Consider the following 17,614-nt stretch of genomic DNA (forward strand, 5'->3'; position numbering starts at 1 on the left):
CTCCTTAGCTAGCCAGGAAAGCCGGCCAGACCGGCATCTGCAGGTTGATGCCGTACACGAAAGCGCCCAGGCTGATCAGCACGAGGATGATCGAGTTGAGGATCGCGCCCTTCCAATTGAACTCGTGGCTGGCCATCGACGACACCAGCACCAGCACCAGCACCGACAGCACCATGCCCAGCGGCTTGAGCATCAGGCCGAACAGCACGACGGCACCCAGAATCCACAACAGCGACTTGATGTCCCAGCGGGCAAGGTGGTCCTCTTCCGCCTTGGCAGACAGCGAACCCCACAGCACCAGCACGCCCAGCAGGGCGAGCACGACGCCGAGCCAGAACGGGAAATATCCCGGCCCCATCTTTGCGGCGGTTCCCATGGAATAGCCGCGTGCGACCCAGGAAAAGCCGAATCCGACCAAGATGAACATCAGGCCGGAGGCAAAGTCCTTTTGGCTACGTATGCGCAAAATGATTCTCCTCGATAAGACTGCTTGAAATCTGCCGGGCGCCGATGGTGCGGTGCAGTAACGCAACTTGCACTGACGGGCCTCTTCGCGGGCAGGGTGCAAGGTAAGGGTGCGACCTTTCAGCTACCTTTCAGATGTCTGCAAACTTGGTCATGCTGAGGGTATCTCCTAATGAGGCGGCGCTTAAAATGCCTGCGAAGCTAGGCTGGAGGCGGGCTTGCGGCGCATCGCGGGCGCTCCTTCAGGGCGGTTTCCGGGGTGCTGAGCTATCATCGGACAGGTCGGACCCCGCCTCGAAAGGTGGCGACCGCGGCACTGGCTGTAAGGTGCTGAAAGGTTGCGAAAGATGGCGTTAGATAGAAAGGACTCCCTTTGGAGAGCGTCGACCATGTCATCCTGATCGGCGCCGTCGTGATGTCGCTCGGCATCGTGGTCGGCGCCTTTTCCGCACGCGCCGGCGTGCCGTTCCTGCTCGTGTTCCTCGCGGTCGGCATGCTGGCCGGCGTGGACGGCCCGGGCGGCATCCGCTTCTCGAACACCTGGCTCAGTTTCCTGGTGGGCAACCTTGCGCTCGCCGTGATCTTGCTCGATGGCGGCCTGCGCACCAGTTATGCGACGTTCCGCGTGGCATTGCGGCCTTCGCTCGCACTGGCCACCGTGGGTGTGCTGGTGACGGCCGGACTGGTGGGCCTGTTCTCGGCCTCGGTGCTCGGCATCGACTGGAAGCTCGGCCTGCTGCTGGGCGCCATCGTGGGCTCCACGGATGCGGCGGCCGTCTTTTCGCTGCTGCACAGCAGCGGCATCCGCCTGAAAGACCGCGTGGCGAGCGTGCTCGAAATCGAATCCGGCATCAACGACCCGATGGCCATCTTCCTGACGCTGACCCTGATGGAGTGGATTGCCGCGCCGGACGGCCTGACGCCGCTAGCGCTCGCCATGCGGCTGGGCGTCCAGTTCGGTGTGGGCGCGGTGCTGGGGGTCGGGCTCGGCTTGTGCCTGGCCAGCGTTCTCGAGCGCATCGAGGTCGCGGAAGGCCTGCATGCGATCCTGATCTGCTCGGGCGGCGCGCTGATCTTTGCCATCACGCAGACTCTGGGTGGCAGCGGCTTCCTCGCGGTGTACCTCGCCGGCATGCTGGTGGGGAACCGGGACAGGGCCGTGACATCGGACACCATGCGCGCCATGGACGGCATGGCATGGCTGGCCCAGTCGGCGATGTTCCTGCTGCTGGGCCTGCTGGTGGCACCGCACCGGATCTGGGAGGTGGCATTGCCCGCCATCGCGGTGGCGGCCTTTCTGATGTTCGTAGCCCGGCCGGCGGCCGTATTCCTCGCGCTGCTGCCCTTCCGGCTGAGCGTCGGGGAAAAGGGGTTCATTGCGTGGATGGGGCTGCGCGGCGCGGTACCCATCGTGCTGTCGCTGTTCCCGCTGCTGCGCGGCTTGCCGGAGTCCGGCCTGATCTTTCGCATCGCGTTCGCCGTGGTGCTGGCGAGCCTGCTGCTGCAGGGAACGACGGTGGCGCCTGCCGCGCGGCTGGCCCGCGTGCTGCGCCCCGGCTTTCCCGAGCCACTCGCGCGCTCGCGTTTGCGTGGCACGCACGGCCCGACACTGGAGGTCATGCAGTTCCGGGTCGGTGCCAACGCCCCTGTGGAAAACGTTCGGGCCGATCAGCTGGAACTGCCGCCCAAATGCCGGTTGCTGACCGTGGCGCGCGACGACGCGCTCGCGCCGCACGACCAGACCGTGCTGCGTGCCGGCGATACGGTGTCGGTCCTGGCGCCCGCTACAGTGGTGCCCAGACTGGCGGCGCTGTTCCAGGCGGCGGGCCCGGCCCCGGCGTGGGAGCAAGTCACGCATGATTTCCTGATTTCCGGCGATGCGTTCCTGCGCGATCTGGCGGCGCTCTACGGCGAGCGCGCGTTGACCGCTGCTGAAAGTCCGCTGACGCTGGCCGACGCCATGCAGGCCGCCTTCGTTTCGCCGCCGGTTGAAGGCGACAGCGTCGTGATCGCCGGGCTGCATCTGACTGCCGCGCGCATGGAAGGGCCGCGCATTGTGCAGGTCGGCCTGTTGCTGCCGCGCACTGAAGGTGCCACCGGCACGCGGCGCTGGGGCATCTGGCGCAAGCGCCAGGCCTAGTCCGCGGACGTCAGTCGACCTTAGCGCCCGACACGCGCACGATCTGCGCGTACTTCTTCAGCTCGCGCTGTACCAGCGCGCCGAACTGCTCCGGCGTGGTCGGCGCCGGCTGGGCGCCGATACGCGCCAGCCGCGCCTTCATGTCATCCGTCTTCAGGATGGCGACGATATCGTGATTGAGCCGGTCGACGATCTCGCGCGGCGTGTTGGCGGGTGCGAACACGCCGAACCACGTCGAGATATCGAAGCCTTCCAGTCCGAGGCCCTTGCCAGCTTCGGCAATGGTCGGCAGTTCCGGGACCGCCGTGGCGCGCGTGGCCGTGGTCACCGCGAATGCCTTCAGCTTGCCGGCCTTGATGTTGGCGGAGGCCGAGGCCAGGTTGTCGAAGATCAGGTCGGTCTGGCCGGAAAGTACCGACAGCTGCGCTGGCGAAGCGCCGTTGTACGGGATATGGACCATGCTGATCTTCGCCATGCTCTTGAACAGCTCGCCCGACAGGTGGCCCGCGCTGCCGTTGCCGCCCGATGCATAGTCAAGCTTGCCCGGATGCTTGCGTGCGTATTCGACCAGCTCGCGCACATTGTTGATATGAAGTTCCGCCGCCTTGCCCGGATGCATCACGAGCACGTTGGGTACATCCGCCACCAGCGTGATTGGCGCGAAGTCCTTCACCGGGTCATACGGCATCTTGCTGAACAGCGTCGGGTTGATGGCGTGTGTGGCCACCGCCCCCATGACGATGGTGTAGCCGTCCGCGGGCTGCTTGGCGACATAGTCCGCGCCAAGGTTGCCGCCCGCACCGGGCTTGTTTTCGACGACGACCGGCTGGCCAAGGCTGTCGCGCAGCTTTTCGCCGATGGCGCGCGCAACCGTATCGAGCGGGCCGCCAGCCGGGTAGGGCACCACGAACTTGATCGGCTTGGTCGGGTAAGCGGTGGCCGCCACGGCAGCCGTGGCCGGCAGCATGGCCGCCAGCACGGTGGCGGCGAGCAGTTTTTTCAGCATGAGAACTTCGGAGAATGGAAAACCAGGGAATGCGGTGTTTTACCTCGCGCCAATGCCGCGCGCCATCATCACGGCGCACAGCGGCAACAGGATCACGAGGTGGGCTTCGATCATGACCCAGCGGCGGACCTTCTTGATTTCGGACGGCGGCGGCACGAAATCGGGCAGCTTGCGGCTCTGCTTGCGCCAGCGCGCGATCGCGAAGGTAGGCGGCAGCGAGCACAGCGCGATGACGACGAACACGGTCATCTTCGCGTGGAACCACGGGTTGTGCAGATAGAAGTCGACGCCCTTGGCGCCGTAGAACAGACGCAGAAGGCCGGTCGCCAGAACCGCCATCGCTGACAGGAAGTAGACCCCGTCGTAGATCGACAGGCGGCGCACCGTGGCCGGCGTGAGGTCAGGCCGCAGCACCACGGCTTCGGCCGCCATCAGCGTGATCAGGACGAAGATCGCCAGGAAGTGGAAAAATGCCAGCAAGGCATCGGTCAGCATGGAATCTCCTTGGGGGCCCGCCGACACAAGATGGCGGCTGGCGCTCACTCGGGGCGCCAGCGCAAGGCAATCCTGGTCGCGCGGAACAGCTTCGGGGGACGACTGATCAACAACTGCGCATTGCGCCAGGCCCGGCGCAAGTGGCTCTTATACCACGCCCTTGGCGCGTAGCGCCGCGATCTTCTCGGGGCTGTAGCCCAGTGACTCGGCCAGGATGGTGTCGGTGTGCTCGCCAAGCAGCGGCGGATGGCGCAGCGCCTCGGGCGGCGTGGCGCTCATCTTGATCGGGCTGCCGACCAGCTTGACCTCGCCGGCGCTCGGGTGCGGCAAGTCCACGCGCAGGCCGCGGGCCTTGACCTGCTCGTCCTCGAAGACTTCGTCGAGCGAGTTGATCGGGCCGCACGGCACGCCGGCCGCTTCCAGGTCGCGGATCCACTGTGCGCGCGTACGCGTGCGCACCATGTCGGCCAGGATCGGCACCAGCACGTCGCGGTTGGCCACGCGCTGCGGGTTGGTCGAAAAGCGCGGATCATCCGCCAGTTCCGGCTGGCCGCCGTCGTTGACGAACTTGCGGAACTGCCCGTCGTTGCCGACCGCGACGATCAGCCAGCCGTCGGCGGCCTGGAAGGTCTGGTACGGGACGATGTTCGGGTGCGCATTGCCCCAGCGGCGCGGAGCCTGGCCGCTCGCCAGGTAGTTGGTATTCATATTGGCCAGCATGGCGACCTGCACGTCGAGCAGCGCCATGTCGATGTACTGGCCTTCGCCCGTGCGGTCGCGGTGCGCCAGCGCGGCCAGCACGGCGATAGTCGCGTACTGGCCGGTCATCAGGTCGGAGATCGCCACGCCGGCCTTCTGCGGGCCGCCGCCCGGCAGGTCGTCGCGCTCGCCGGTCAGGCTCATGAAGCCGCCCATGCCCTGGATGATGAAGTCATAGCCGGGGCGGGCCGCATATGGGCCGCTCTGGCCGAAGCCGGTCACCGAGCAATAAATGATGTCCGGCTTCACCGCCTTCAGCGATGCATAGTCGAGCCCGTACTTCTTCAACTGGCCGACCTTGTAGTTTTCCAGCACCACATCGCTCTGCGCGGCGAGTTCGCGCACGAGTTGCTGGCCTTCGGGCGATGAAATATCGCAGGTCACCGAACGCTTGTTGCGGTTCGCTGCCAGGTAGTAGGCGGCTTCTGCGGTATCGCTGCCGTCGGTGGCCTTGAGCCACGGCGGTCCCCAGGTACGGGTGTCATCCCCGGCGCCGGGGCGTTCGATCTTGATGACATCGGCGCCGAAATCGGCAAGGTTCTGGGCACACCAAGGCCCGGCAAGGACGCGGGTCAGGTCGAGAACGCGGAGATGGCTTAAGGCTCCCATGGCAGCGAGGGGGCTCCGTTTGCAGAGGGTGTAAAGGGGGATGCCGAAGCCTGCGGATGGGCTGGCGCGGACACGCTGCACTCTACCACCGGGGCTGGTATATGGCGCCTTCTGGTGCCTTATGCGCCGCTTCGCAAGTCGGGATTTGGGCGATAACCGACCGATCGCGCGGCGCGGTGGCTGGTCTGGCCGCCATGCGTTTTTTGAGGCTGGCTTGCCCGTATAATCAACGGTTTGCAAATCCAACACTGATTCGTCGCGCCCTGCCTGCCGCGGGAAGCGTCCGCCATCCCATGAAAGTCTCAGACATTCGCAGCAAGTTCCTGCAGTTCTTCGAATCGAAGGGCCATACCGTGGTCCGCTCGTCCAGCCTGGTGCCGGCGAATGACCCGACGCTGCTGTTCACCAACTCCGGCATGGTGCAGTTCAAGGACGTGTTCCTGGGCACCGACAAGCGCCCGTACAGCCGCGCGACTTCGTCGCAGCGTTCGGTGCGCGCCGGCGGCAAGCACAATGACCTGGAGAACGTGGGCTACACCGCCCGCCACCATACGTTCTTCGAGATGCTGGGCAACTTCTCGTTCGGCGACTACTTCAAGCGTGAAGCGATCCAGTACGCGTGGGAACTGCTGACCAAGGTCTACCAGCTCCCGGCCGAGAAGCTGTGGGTGACGGTCTACGCGGAAGACGACGAAGCCTATGACATCTGGGCCAAGGAAGTCGGCGTGCCGACCGAGCGCATCGTGCGCATCGGCGACAACAAGGGTTCGCGCTACGCATCGGACAACTTCTGGCAGATGGCCGACACCGGCCCGTGCGGCCCGTGCTCGGAAATCTTCTTCGACCACGGCCCGGACGTGTGGGGCGGCCCCCCGGGATCGCCCGAGGAAGACGGCGACCGCTACATCGAGATCTGGAACCTCGTGTTCATGCAGTTCAACCGCGACGAGCAGGGCAACATGACGCCGCTGCCCAAGCCATGCGTGGACACCGGCATGGGCCTGGAGCGCATTGCCGCGGTGCTGCAGCACGTGCACAGCAACTACGAGATCGACCTGTTCCAGGCGCTGATCAAGGCCGCCGCGCGTGAAACGCATATCGACAACCTGAACCAGAACTCGCTGAAGGTCATCGCCGACCATATCCGCGCGTGCTCGTTCCTGATCGTCGACGGCGTGATCCCCGGCAACGAAGGCCGGGGCTACGTGCTGCGCCGTATCGTGCGCCGCGCGATCCGCCATGGCTACAAGCTGGGCCAGAAGACCCCGTTCTTCCACAAGCTCGTGGCTGACCTCGTGGCGCAGATGGGTGAAGCCTATCCGGAACTGGCCGACGCCCAGGGCCGTGTGACCGAAGTGCTGAAGGCCGAGGAAGAGCGTTTCTTCGAGACCATCGAGAACGGCATGTCGATCCTCGACGCTGCGCTGGCCGACCTGAAGCTCAAGGGCGGCAAGACGCTCGACGGCGAACTGGCGTTCAAGCTGCACGACACCTTCGGCTTCCCGCTGGACCTGACGCAGGACGTCTGCCGCGAGCAGGAAATCGCCGTGGACGAGGCCGCGTTCGACGCCGCCATGAACCGCCAGCGCGAGCAGGCACGTGCCGCCGGCAAGTTCAAGATGGCCGCTGGTCTGGAATACTCGGGCGACAAGACCGTGTTCCATGGCTACGAAAAGCTGGAGCTGCCGCAGGCAAAGATCATCGCACTGTACGTGGACGGCGCTGCTGTCGACGCCATGCAGCCGGGCCAGACCGGCGTGATCGTGCTCGACAACACCCCGTTCTACGCGGAATCCGGTGGCCAGGCTGGCGACCAGGGCGTGCTCAAGGCTGGCAATGCCGTGTTCGCCGTGGCTGACACCACCAAGATCCAGGCCGACGTGTTCGGTCACCAGGGCACGCTGGAAGGCGGCGCGCTGAAGGTCGGCGACGCCGTGCAGCCGCAGGTCGATGCACTGCGCCGCGCGCGCACCGTGCGCAACCACTCGGCCACCCACCTGATGCACAAGGCGCTGCGCGAAGTGCTGGGCACCCACGTGCAACAGAAGGGCTCGCTGGTCGATGCCGACAAGACGCGTTTCGACTTCTCGCACAACGCGCCGATGACCGACGAGCAGATCCGTCGCGTCGAAGACATCGTCAACGCCGAAATTCTGCGCAACGAAGACACGCACGCCGAGATCATGCCGTTCGACGACGCGGTCAAGAGCGGCGCGATGGCACTGTTCGGCGAGAAGTACGCCGATGACGTGCGCGTGCTGTCGATCGGCACCTCGAAGGAACTGTGTGGCGGCACCCACGTGCACCGCACCGGCGACATCGGCCTGTTCAAGATCGTGGTGGAAGGCGGTGTGGCCGCGGGCATCCGCCGCGTGGAAGCGATCACCGGCGACAACGCGCTGCACTACTTGCAGAAGCTCGACGCCAAGCTCAACGAAGCCGCTGCCGCGCTGAAGGCGCAGCCTTCGGAGCTGGTGCCGCGCATCGGCCAGGTGCAGGAGCAGGTACGCGCGCTCGAGAAGGAGTTGGAGCGCCTGAAGAGCAAGCTCGCTTCGTCGCAAGGCGACGAGCTCGCCGAGCAGGCGGTCGACGTGAAGGGCCTCAAGGTGCTGGCCGCCCAACTCGAAGGCGCAGATGTGAAGACGCTGCGCGAGACCATGGACAAGCTCAAGGACAAGCTGCAGAGCGCGGCGATCGTGCTGGCCGCAGTGGCCGACGGCAAGGTCAGCCTGATCGCCGGCGTGACCGCCGATGCGACCGGCAAGGTCAAGGCTGGCGAGCTGGTCAACTTTGTCGCGCAGCAGGTTGGCGGCAAGGGCGGTGGCCGTCCGGATATGGCTCAGGCTGGCGGTACCGAGCCGGGCAAGCTGCCGCAGGCGCTGTCGGGTGTGGTGGAGTGGGTGTCGGCGAAGGTTTAAAGTTTTTCCGGCTAGGATAAAAGGGCGCCTCGGCGCCCTTTTTCTTTATCATCCAACGTCATGTATTGACCGTGTCCGGAACCACCATGAGAGCCACAGTGACGATTGACGACGAGTTGTACGAGCAGGCGCTTGCAATGGCAGACCCATTGATGGATAAGTCAGAACTCGTTCAGGAGGCGATCAGGACATTTATTCGCGTGCAAGCCGCAAAGCGCTTGGCTGCTGCGGGCGGCGCACTTCCCAATATGCCCGACGTGCCCCGAGGGCGAGACAAGCCAGTAACTTGAACCCTGCGCGACGCGGCCGCGCTAACCTCGCCCCTCCGGCCCACCCCCCGGCTTGCTCATCAGCGCAGACAGCAGATCCATGGGCAACGGAAACACAATCGTCGAACTCTTGTCCCCCGCAATCTGCGTCAGCGTCTGCATATACCGCAGTTGCATCGCCTGAGGCTGTCGCGCGAGCATCTGCGCCGCTTCCAGCAGCTTCTCCGAAGCCTGCAGTTCGCCTTCGGCATGAATGACCTTGGCGCGCCGTTCCCGTTCCGCCTCGGCCTGCCGCGCGATGGCGCGTACCATCGACTCGTTCAGGTCGACATGCTTGATCTCCACGTTCGATACCTTGATGCCCCACGCATCGGTCTGCGCGTCGAGTACCTTCTGGATGTCGAGGTTGAGCCGTTCGCGCTCGGCCAGCATCTCGTCCAGTTCATGCTTGCCGAGTACCGCGCGCAGCGTGGTCTGCGCGAGCTGGCTCGTGGCTTCGAGAAAGTTGGCGACCTGGATGATGGCGCGCTCCGGGTCGACCACCCGGAAGTAGACCACCGCGTTGACCTTGACCGATACGTTGTCGTGCGAGATCACGTCCTGCGGCGGCACGTCCATGACCACGGTGCGCAGGTCCACGCGGACCATCTGCTGCACAACCGGGATGATCAGCACCAGGCCTGGCCCCTTCACCTTCCAGAAGCGCCCGAGCATGAACACCACGCCGCGTTCGTATTCGCGCAGCACGCGGAACGCGGTAATGACGAGCAAGGCCAGCAGGAAGATCAAACCGCCGAAGCTGAATCCGTATGCCATGGTCAGGCTCCCTCAGGTTGGTTGGCGTGCGGGCGGGATTTCCGGGGCGCTGACGACATCGAGCAGCAGCCCCTCGCGTGCTGTGACAATGACAGGCGTGCCGCGCGCGAGCGGCCGCGCACTGCGGATGCGCCACTGTTCGCCACGCACCATCGCCCAGCCTTCGTCCTGCAGATCGTCGAGCACTTCGCCGCGGCTGCCCACCAGCGTGTCGGCGCCGCTGACGACCGGCCGCCTGCGGGCGCGCAGCAATAGCGCCGACATGCCGAACAGGAACAGCGCCGATACTGCCGACAGCGCGGCGATCAGTCCGATCGGCACACCGAAACCTGGCACGTCGGTATCGATCAGCATCACGGCGCCAAACGCGAACGCGACAATGCCGCCCACGCCCAGCGTGCCGAAGGACGGCAGGAACAACTCGGCCACCATGCAGCCGATGCCCAGTGCGATCAGCGCCAGTCCCGCATAGTTGACCGGCAGCATCTGCAGCGCGAACAGGCCGATGAGCAAGCAGATTGCGCCGGCCACGCCGGGCACCACCATGCCCGGTGTGGAGAACTCGAAGATCAGCCCGTAGATGCCGATCATCATCAGCAGCAGCGCGACGCTCGGCTCGGTGATGACGGCCAGGAAGCGGCTGCGCCAGTCAGGTTCTAGCGTGACGACCGTGGCGCGGTCGGTCTGCAGTACGCGCTCGACGCCGGCGGCCGTGATGCGCTTGCCGTTCACCTTGCGCAGCAGGTCCGGCAGGTCGGTGGCGACCATGTCGACCACGCGCTGTGTAGCGGCCTCGGTTGCGGACAGGCTGACCGCTTCGCGCACCGCGCGCTCGGCCCAGTGGGCGTTGCGGCCGCGAAGCTGCGCGAGGCCGCGGATATACGCCGAGGCATCGTGCATCTGCTTGCGCGTCATCGTGTCCTGCGCGGCAGGTTCGCTGGCTGGCGATGAAGCCGGCGCGGCCTCAGGCTTCTGCGGGCCGCCGATGCCGATCTGCACGGGACTCGCGGCACCGAGGTTGGTGCCCGGCGCCATGGCGGCGATATGGCTCGCGTACAGGATGTAGGTTCCAGCGCTGGCCGCACGGGCGCCGCCGGGGAACACGTAGCTGGCGATCGGCACGGGTGAGGCGAGGATGGCCTGGATGATCTCGCGCATCGACAGGTCGAGGCCGCCCGGCGTATCCATTTCGAGCACGACGAGCTGCGCACCGCCTTCGCGCGCGCGTTCCATGCCGCGCAGCACGAAGCTTGCGCTGGCCGGGCCGATGGCGCCCTTGAGCGGAATCACATAGACGGGAGCGGTGCCGGCGACGGTTCCCGCCGGCACGGAAGCGGTCGGGGCAGCCCCCAGCACCGCGAGTGCGAAGCCGGCCAGCAGCAATCCGACATAAAGCCATGGGTGCGCGAGGCGCGCAATGGCGAATCTCATCGCAAGGGGCGTGGCACACCGAGTGCCATGGTGGCGCCACTTCCAGTGTAGGCGACCGGGCACATCCTGCACGGCCCGCGGCGAATGGGGCGCTCAGGCGGCGGCAGGCAGGGCGGGGTTGCCGGCCGGAGCGGCCGGCGTTGGCAGCGCCTGAACCAGCGCGTCGAGCGCCGCGCTGGCCATGGCCGGATGCCACGCCAGCAGCGTTCGCACGCACCCCGCCTCGCCAAGACTGTGCAGGCTGATGGCAGGCAAGTCGCGATACAGGCCGAGCACCGAGCGCGGCACGATTGCGGCGCCGATGCCTGCCGCCGCGCAGGCCACGATTGCGTGATAGGAATTCAGCTCCAGCACGCGCGGCGCCGGTCCGCCGCCGGCCGCATGCCACGCTTCAAGCCGGGCCCGGTAATTGCAGCCAGGCTCGAAGCCGAGCAGCGTGCCGGTTTCGAGATCCGCGGCACTGTGGATCGGGCGATGTCCGGCGCGGGCGATCACCACCAGTTCTTCCTCGAACGCCGGCCGCGATGCCAGCACGGGATTGCCAAGCGGCTCGGCGACGAAGGCGCAGTCGGCCTCGAAGCGCTCCAGCGCCTCCATGGCCTGCCGGGTCGGCAATGTGACCAGTTCGAGCTGGACATCCGGCCAGGCCTGGTGATAGGCGGCCAGCATCGCGGGCAGCCGGCTGGCCGCAGTGCTTTCCATCGATGCGATGCGCAGCCGACCGTGCGGGCGGGATGGCAGCACCGCATGGCGCGCCTCGTCGGCCAGCCGCAGCATACGGCCGGCGTAATCGAGCAGTGTCTGCCCGGCCGGCGTCAGCACCATGCGCTTGCCGTCACGCACGAACAGCTCCACGCCAAGTGATTCCTCGAGCTGGCGGATGCGCGTTGTGACGTTGGATTGCACCCGGTGCAAACGTTCTGCGGCGCGTGTGACGCCGCCTGCCTCCACCACCGTCCGGAAGATTTCAAGCGTGGCCAGGTCCATGGCGGCTCCAGTCAGTCAGAGTTGTATCATCTCTATCAAAGATGTATGGCATCTTGATAATTCATTTATGAAGATGATCATCACGGCGTAGCATAGTTGAATCCACGCCGGTTCACCACCGGCCGCCGACATTGAAGGAACGACGACATGCCATATGTGAACATCCGCATCACCCGGGAAGGCACGACCGCCGCACAGAAGGCGCAGTTGATTCGCGGCGCCACGCAACTCCTGGCTGACGTGCTCGGCAAGGATCCACGCTCTACCGTGGTGGTCATCGACGAGGTCGATCCGGATAACTGGGGCTTTGCGGGCGAACCCACCACGGAGCGCCGCAAGGCGGGCCGGTGATGGCTGCGGCAGGTACAGGAACGGCAGCAGCGAGCATGTCGCGGCGCGAGTCCGGAGCGTGGGCGGTTGCCTTGGCAGGGCTGGCATGCCTGGCCGTGGTGATGGGCATCGGCCGCTTCGCGTTCACGCCGCTGCTGCCGATGATGCTGCACGATGGCACGGTCAACCTGCATGAGGGCGGCTGGCTCGCCACACTCAACTACATTGGCTATTTTGTCGGCGCCGCCGTCTGCCTGTTCATTCGCCCGGAGCCCGCGCGCACGATCCGGGTCGGGCTGGTGGCCACGGTGCTGCTGACACTGGGCATGGCGCTGCCCGGCGGCATGCCGGCCTGGGCGGTTTGGCGTGCGTTGGCGGGTGTGGCTAGCGCCGTCGTGCTTGTCTACACCTCGGGCTGGTGCATGCAACGGCTGGCGGATCTGGGACAGCCGGCACTGGGCGGCCTGATCTTCTGCGGGCCGGGCATCGGCATCGTAGTGACCGGCGTCTCGGCGTTCGGCATGGTCGCCGCCGGCTGGGATGCCACCACCGGCTGGATCGCCTTCACGGTCATGGCAGCGGTGCTGGTGCTCGCGGTCTGGTGGGTATTCTCGTCCGGCGAACGGCCGGCGCCCGCAAGCGCCAAAACCAGTGCCATCGACCCGGCACGCAGCGCGCGGCTGGATGGCGAGACGTGGGCACTGACGGTGGCCTATGGCCTCGCGGGTTTCGGCTACATCATCACGGCGACCTTCCTGCCCGTGATCGCGCGGCAGGCGATGCCGGGCTCGGTGTGGGCGGACCTGTTCTGGCCGGTGTTCGGCGCCGGCGTGACGATCGGCGCCTATCTCGCGACGCGCGTGGGCATGGCGCACGACAACCGCCGGTTGCTCGCATGGGCCTACGCCATGCAGGCACTGGGCGTGGCGATCGCCGTGGTCTTCCCGAACGTCACCGGCTTTGCCGTGAGCAGCCTGCTGGCTGGGCTGCCGTTCACCGCGCTGGTGTCGTTCGCGATGCGCGAGGCGCGCCGGCTGTGGGGGCCGCAGGCGCCGCGCCTGATGGGCCTGATGACGGCGTCCTACGGCCTGGGCCAGATCATCGGACCGCCGCTGGCCACGGCGCTCGTCGCGCGCTCGGGTGGCTTTGCAAGCTCGCTGGCGTGCGCATCCGCCGCGCTGCTCGCGGGCGCCGTGATGTTCGTATGGATGCGCCGCGCCTGGCCCATCCCGGTGCCGCCGCAGACTGCGCTACAGTAACGCCTTCGCCGCCCTTTTGCGGACTCCAGACTCAGGAAGCCGGGACCAACACCGGCACCAGACACCGGGCGGCGCAGGAGCGACCCCATGTCTTTTACCTTGCAGCCGGCGCGTGCCGCCGGAGCACCCAGCCCCGTCACGCCGGAAGAGCAGCGCGTCCGCGTCGACCTGGCAGCCGCCTACCGGCTGTCGGCGCTTCAGGGCTGGGATGACCTGATCTACACCCATATCTCGGCCACGGTTCCTGGCGAGCCGGATCACTTCCTGATCAACCCGTTCGGCTTTGCCTTCGAGGAAATCCGGGCATCGGACCTCGTCAAGATCAATGGCCGCGGCGAGGTGGTCGGCGAGACCGTCCATCCGGTCAATGTGACCGGCTTCGCGCTGCACGGCGCGGTGCACGCGGCACGCGCCGATGCGATGTGCGTCATGCACCTGCACAACACCGCCGGCATCGCGGTGTCGGCACAGGCCGAAGGCCTCCTGCCGCTGTCGCAGCACGCGATGCGTTTCCACTGTCGCATGGCTTACCACGACTACGAAGGCCTCGCGTTCACGCCGGCCGAAGGCGCGCGGCTGACGGCATCGCTCGGCCAGCAGCAGGCCATGCTCTTGCGCAATCACGGCACGCTCACCGTCGGTCGTACGGTTGCCGAAGCCTATGTGCTGATGGCGACGCTGATCAAGGCATGCGAGGTCCAGATCGGCGCGCAGGCAGGCGGCCGGCTCGTGCGACCCGCGCCCGGCGTGGCGGAAAAGGCGTCCGAGCAGCTCTACGACAACGGCGCCATAGAAGGCGCGCTGGAGTGGCCGGCGCTGCTGCGCAAACTCGATAGAATCGATGCCTCGTTCCGGGACTGATTGCCCGCGACAGACAGACGAACAAACGAACACCCAAAGACAACGCAAGGAGCCAGGAATGCCGACGTTTCACGTAGAGATGTTTGAAGGCCGCACCATCGAACAGAAGCGCACGTTCGTCGACGCCGTGACGCGCGTCACCTGCGAGACGCTGGGCTGCGAGCCCGCGGCCGTGGACATCATCATCACCGACGTCAAGCGCGAGAACTGGGCCACCGGCGGCGAGCTGTGGGCCGACAAGAAGTAACCGCACCAGCCACACACCGCAAGACCCGCCTATGACCAAGCAGCATTTCGCCTCGGACAACTACGCCGGCTTTTGTCCGGAGTCGCTGAAGTATTTCCTCGAAGCCAACGGCACGGGCCACGAACAGGCCTATGGCGACGATTCCTGGACCCAGAAAGTCTGCGACCGGATCCGCGACCTGTTCCAGACCGATTGCGAAGTGTTCTTCGTCTTCAACGGCACGGCAGCAAACTCCCTCGCGCTATCGGCGCTGTGCCAGTCGTACCACTCGGTCATCTGCCACGAACTGGCGCATATCGAGACCGACGAGTGCGGCGGGCCGGAGTTCTTCTCCAACGGCTCCAAGCTGCTGACCGCGCCGGGCGAGAACGGCAAGCTCACGCCCGATGCGATCGAGGCACTGGTCACGCGCCGCTCGGACATCCACTACCCGAAGCCTAAGGTGGTGTCTCTGACGCAGTCGACCGAAGTCGGCACCGTCTATACGGTGGAGGAGGTTAGGGCGATTGCCGCCATCGCCAAGCGCCGCCAGCTTCGCGTTCACATGGACGGCGCGCGTTTTGCCAATGCGGTGGCTTCGCTCGGCGTGCATCCGTCCGAGATCACGTGGCGCGCCGGCGTGGATGTACTGTGCTTCGGCGGCACCAAGAACGGACTGCCGGTGGGCGAGGCGGTGGTCTTCTTCGATCGCCGCCTGGCCGAGGACTTTGCCTACCGCGTCAAGCAGGCTGGCCAGCTTGCATCGAAGATGCGTTTCATCTCGGCGCCGTGGCTCGGACTGCTGGAAAACAACGTCTGGCTGTCCAACGCGCGGCATGCCAATGCCATGGCGCAGCTGCTGCAGTCACGCATTGCAGATATTCCGGGCGTGCGCATCATGTTCCCGACCGAGTCCAACGCGGTGTTCGCCGAACTGCCGCTGCCAGCGATTGAGGCATTGCGCGCAAAGGGCTGGCGCTTCTATACGTTCATCGGTGCGGGCGGCTGCCGCTTTATGTGTGCGTGGGACCTGCAGCCTGAGACGGTCGAGGCGCTTGCGGCCGACATGCACGTGGCCTGCGCAGCCTGCTGAAAGTCGCACTCAGGCGTAAGATACCGGGCGGTAGCAGAACATAACGAGACACCGAGGAGCTCCCCCATGCAATACCGATTCTGCCCGCAATGCGGCGCGCCGCTCGAGGTGATGCCGCTGTCGGGGCGCGAACGCCACGCCTGTATCCAGCCGGAATGCGGCTTCGTGCACTGGAACAATCCGCTGCCGGTACTGGCAGCGGTCGTCGAGTACGAAGGCAAGCTGCTGCTTGCGCGCAATGCGGCGTGGCCGGAGCAGATGTTCGCGCTGGTCACCGGCTTCCTTGAACGTGACGAGACGCCCGAGCTGGGCGTGGCGCGCGAGCTGAAGGAAGAAACGAATCTCGACACCGAAGCCGTGTCGCTGATCGGTGTCTACGAATTCATGCGCAAGAACGAGCTGATCATCGCCTATCACGTGAAGGCGAGCGGCAACATCGCGCTGTCCGAAGAGCTGGCCGAGTACAAGCTGGTCGCGCCCGAGAACATGCGTATCTGGTCGGCCGGCACCGGCTTCGCTGTCGCCGACTGGCTGCAGGCGCGCGGTTACCCGGTGCGCTTCTTCGATCGCCGCACGGGCGAGGACATCCCAGACCCGCGCCAGCCGAGTGACTTCAGCGTCCTGAACGGTTCGCTACAATATCGGGTCTGAAGACTGAAAAAAGAGCAAGGAAGAGAGGAATGGAGTTCCAGAAAGAAGTGGATGCGCGTGGCCTGAACTGCCCGCTGCCGATCCTGCGTACCAAGAAGGCGCTGGCCGACATGGCCAGCGGTGACGTGCTCAAGGTGCTGGCCACCGATCCGGGCGCCACGCGCGATTTCCAGGCCTTTGCCAAGCAGACCGGCAACGAGCTACTGTCGCACCAGGAAGTCGACAAGGTGTTCGTGTTCTACATGCGCCGTCGTTGATTGCTGACCGTCTCCCGGCCAGATAGCAGAAAAGCCGCTCTTGGGCGGCTTTTCTCATGATGGGCCCGGTGGACGCTCAGGCCATCGTGCCGTCGGCGAGGTAGGTGCCGCGGTGTTCGAGGTAATCGCGGAAGCCAGCGCTGACTTCCGGGTGCTTCAGCGCGTACTCGACCGTGGCCTTCAGGTAGCCGAGCTTGCTGCCGCAGTCATAGCGCGTGCCGTGGTAGCGGTACGCCAGCACCTGCTCCTGGCTGAGCAGTGACTGGATCGCGTCGGTAAGCTGGAACTCGCCGCCCGCGCCCGGCTTCAGTTCGCGCAGGTGGTCGAAGATGCGCGGCGTCAAGATGTAGCGGCCGACCACGCCCAGGTTGGACGGTGCGTCTTCGGGTGCCGGCTTTTCCACGATGCCAGACATCTTGATCACGCCTTCATCCCATTCGCGGCCATCGACCACGCCGTATGAACGGCTCTGCTCCGGGGCGATCTCTTCGACGCCGAGCACCGAGCAGTTGTAGTGGTTGTACAGGTCCACCATCTGCTTCATCACCGGCGGCGTGCCGTCGATCAGGTCATCGGCCAGCATGACCGCGAACGGGGCTTCACCGACGAGCTTGGCGGCGCACAGTACGGCATGGCCCAGGCCCAGCGCTTCAGGCTGGCGCACGTAGTAGCACTCCACGTTGGCCGGCTTGATCGAACGCACCACGTCGAGCAGCGCCTGCTTGTTCTTTGCCTCGAGTTCCACTTCCAGTTCGAAGGCCTTGTCGAAGTGGTCTTCGATCGCGCGCTTGGAGCGGCCCGTGACGAAGATCATTTCGGTGATGCCGGCGGCCATGGCTTCTTCCACGGCGTACTGGATCAGAGGCTTGTCGACCACTGGCAGCATTTCCTTCGGGCTGGCCTTGGTGGCGGGCAGAAAGCGGGTGCCCAGGCCCGCGACCGGGAAGACGGCCTTGGTAACGCGATTTTCCATGTCAGCTATTCCTTCGGATTCGACTTGTAACCCTGCCGGATACTGCGGGGGCCGTCTGTCAGGTTCCGT

At 65.7% G+C, this 17,614-nt stretch carries 18 protein-coding genes; 10 read left to right on the plus strand and 8 right to left on the minus strand.

Going from position 1 to position 17,614, the window contains the following annotated elements; all coding sequences use genetic code 11:
* Positions 1 to 4: 4 nt before the first annotated feature.
* A complete protein-coding gene (locus tag ACIGJG_RS04210; RefSeq protein ID WP_011297029.1) occupies positions 5 to 466 on the minus strand; it encodes a tripartite tricarboxylate transporter TctB family protein in 462 nt (153 codons plus the stop codon).
* Between the two features lie 372 nt (positions 467 to 838).
* Between ACIGJG_RS04210 and ACIGJG_RS04215 the strand changes: the two genes are divergently transcribed.
* Complete coding sequence (locus tag ACIGJG_RS04215; RefSeq protein WP_011297030.1) at positions 839 to 2,605, plus strand: potassium/proton antiporter; 1,767 nt, start codon at positions 839 to 841, stop codon at positions 2,603 to 2,605.
* A gap of 10 nt (positions 2,606 to 2,615) precedes the next feature.
* Here the strand turns inward: ACIGJG_RS04215 and ACIGJG_RS04220 are convergent, their stop codons facing one another.
* The 3 genes from ACIGJG_RS04220 to ACIGJG_RS04230 all read right to left on the minus strand — a co-directional run bounded on the left by ACIGJG_RS04220 (position 2,616) and on the right by ACIGJG_RS04230 (position 5,474).
* Complete coding sequence (locus ACIGJG_RS04220; protein WP_140950832.1) at positions 2,616 to 3,611, minus strand: Bug family tripartite tricarboxylate transporter substrate binding protein; 996 nt, start codon at positions 3,609 to 3,611, stop codon at positions 2,616 to 2,618.
* Between the two features lie 39 nt (positions 3,612 to 3,650).
* Positions 3,651 to 4,106, minus strand: coding sequence for a DUF2214 family protein (locus ACIGJG_RS04225; protein ID WP_011297032.1), 456 nt, complete (start codon positions 4,104 to 4,106; stop codon positions 3,651 to 3,653).
* Between the two features lie 147 nt (positions 4,107 to 4,253).
* Positions 4,254 to 5,474: a CaiB/BaiF CoA transferase family protein gene (locus ACIGJG_RS04230; protein WP_140950833.1), complete on the minus strand. Its 1,221-nt coding sequence runs from the start codon at positions 5,472 to 5,474 to the stop codon at positions 4,254 to 4,256.
* A 293-nt stretch (positions 5,475 to 5,767) separates the two neighbouring features.
* Here ACIGJG_RS04230 and alaS point away from each other — a divergent pair, with 293 nt between their 5' ends.
* On the plus strand, positions 5,768 to 8,392 hold the full coding sequence (gene alaS / locus ACIGJG_RS04235; RefSeq protein ID WP_140950834.1) for an alanine--tRNA ligase: 2,625 nt from the start codon (positions 5,768 to 5,770) through the stop codon (positions 8,390 to 8,392).
* Between the two features lie 86 nt (positions 8,393 to 8,478).
* On the plus strand, positions 8,479 to 8,682 hold the full coding sequence (locus ACIGJG_RS04240) for a type II toxin-antitoxin system VapB family antitoxin (RefSeq protein WP_041679515.1): 204 nt from the start codon (positions 8,479 to 8,481) through the stop codon (positions 8,680 to 8,682).
* A 21-nt stretch (positions 8,683 to 8,703) separates the two neighbouring features.
* Here the strand turns inward: ACIGJG_RS04240 and ACIGJG_RS04245 are convergent, their stop codons facing one another.
* From ACIGJG_RS04245 to ACIGJG_RS04255, 3 genes are all read right to left on the minus strand, one after another.
* Positions 8,704 to 9,477: a slipin family protein gene (locus ACIGJG_RS04245; RefSeq protein ID WP_011297036.1), complete on the minus strand. Its 774-nt coding sequence runs from the start codon at positions 9,475 to 9,477 to the stop codon at positions 8,704 to 8,706.
* 12 nt (positions 9,478 to 9,489) lie between these two features.
* The gene (locus ACIGJG_RS04250; protein ID WP_011297037.1) at positions 9,490 to 10,908 is read right to left on the minus strand and encodes an NfeD family protein; all 1,419 of its coding nucleotides are present in this window, start codon (positions 10,906 to 10,908) and stop codon (positions 9,490 to 9,492) included.
* 93 nt (positions 10,909 to 11,001) lie between these two features.
* Positions 11,002 to 11,895 (minus strand): LysR family transcriptional regulator, encoded by an 894-nt coding sequence (locus tag ACIGJG_RS04255; protein ID WP_140949613.1) that lies wholly within the window; start codon positions 11,893 to 11,895, stop codon positions 11,002 to 11,004.
* A 147-nt stretch (positions 11,896 to 12,042) separates the two neighbouring features.
* Here ACIGJG_RS04255 and ACIGJG_RS04260 point away from each other — a divergent pair, with 147 nt between their 5' ends.
* The 7 genes from ACIGJG_RS04260 (at position 12,043) to ACIGJG_RS04290 (ending at position 16,572) form a co-directional block, all read left to right on the plus strand.
* A complete protein-coding gene (locus ACIGJG_RS04260) occupies positions 12,043 to 12,246 on the plus strand; it encodes a tautomerase family protein (RefSeq protein ID WP_140949614.1) in 204 nt (67 codons plus the stop codon).
* Positions 12,246 to 13,484, plus strand: coding sequence for a YbfB/YjiJ family MFS transporter (locus tag ACIGJG_RS04265; RefSeq protein ID WP_483672803.1), 1,239 nt, complete (start codon positions 12,246 to 12,248; stop codon positions 13,482 to 13,484). Before ACIGJG_RS04260 ends, ACIGJG_RS04265 begins: the two co-directional genes overlap by 1 nt.
* Positions 13,485 to 13,571: 87 nt before the next feature.
* The gene (locus tag ACIGJG_RS04270; protein ID WP_011297041.1) at positions 13,572 to 14,345 is read left to right on the plus strand and encodes a class II aldolase/adducin family protein; all 774 of its coding nucleotides are present in this window, start codon (positions 13,572 to 13,574) and stop codon (positions 14,343 to 14,345) included.
* Between the two features lie 58 nt (positions 14,346 to 14,403).
* The gene (locus ACIGJG_RS04275) at positions 14,404 to 14,592 is read left to right on the plus strand and encodes a 4-oxalocrotonate tautomerase (RefSeq protein WP_011297042.1); all 189 of its coding nucleotides are present in this window, start codon (positions 14,404 to 14,406) and stop codon (positions 14,590 to 14,592) included.
* Between the two features lie 31 nt (positions 14,593 to 14,623).
* Positions 14,624 to 15,664: a threonine aldolase family protein gene (locus ACIGJG_RS04280; RefSeq protein ID WP_140949616.1), complete on the plus strand. Its 1,041-nt coding sequence runs from the start codon at positions 14,624 to 14,626 to the stop codon at positions 15,662 to 15,664.
* Between the two features lie 66 nt (positions 15,665 to 15,730).
* On the plus strand, positions 15,731 to 16,315 hold the full coding sequence (locus ACIGJG_RS04285; RefSeq protein WP_011297044.1) for an NUDIX domain-containing protein: 585 nt from the start codon (positions 15,731 to 15,733) through the stop codon (positions 16,313 to 16,315).
* A 29-nt stretch (positions 16,316 to 16,344) separates the two neighbouring features.
* A complete protein-coding gene (locus ACIGJG_RS04290; protein WP_011297045.1) occupies positions 16,345 to 16,572 on the plus strand; it encodes a sulfurtransferase TusA family protein in 228 nt (75 codons plus the stop codon).
* Between the two features lie 76 nt (positions 16,573 to 16,648).
* Here the strand turns inward: ACIGJG_RS04290 and galU are convergent, their stop codons facing one another.
* A complete protein-coding gene (galU, locus tag ACIGJG_RS04295) occupies positions 16,649 to 17,545 on the minus strand; it encodes a UTP--glucose-1-phosphate uridylyltransferase GalU (protein WP_011297046.1) in 897 nt (298 codons plus the stop codon).
* Positions 17,546 to 17,614 lie beyond the last annotated feature (69 nt).

The sequence above is a fragment of the Cupriavidus sp. C1SS-2L genome, from assembly GCF_057073735.1.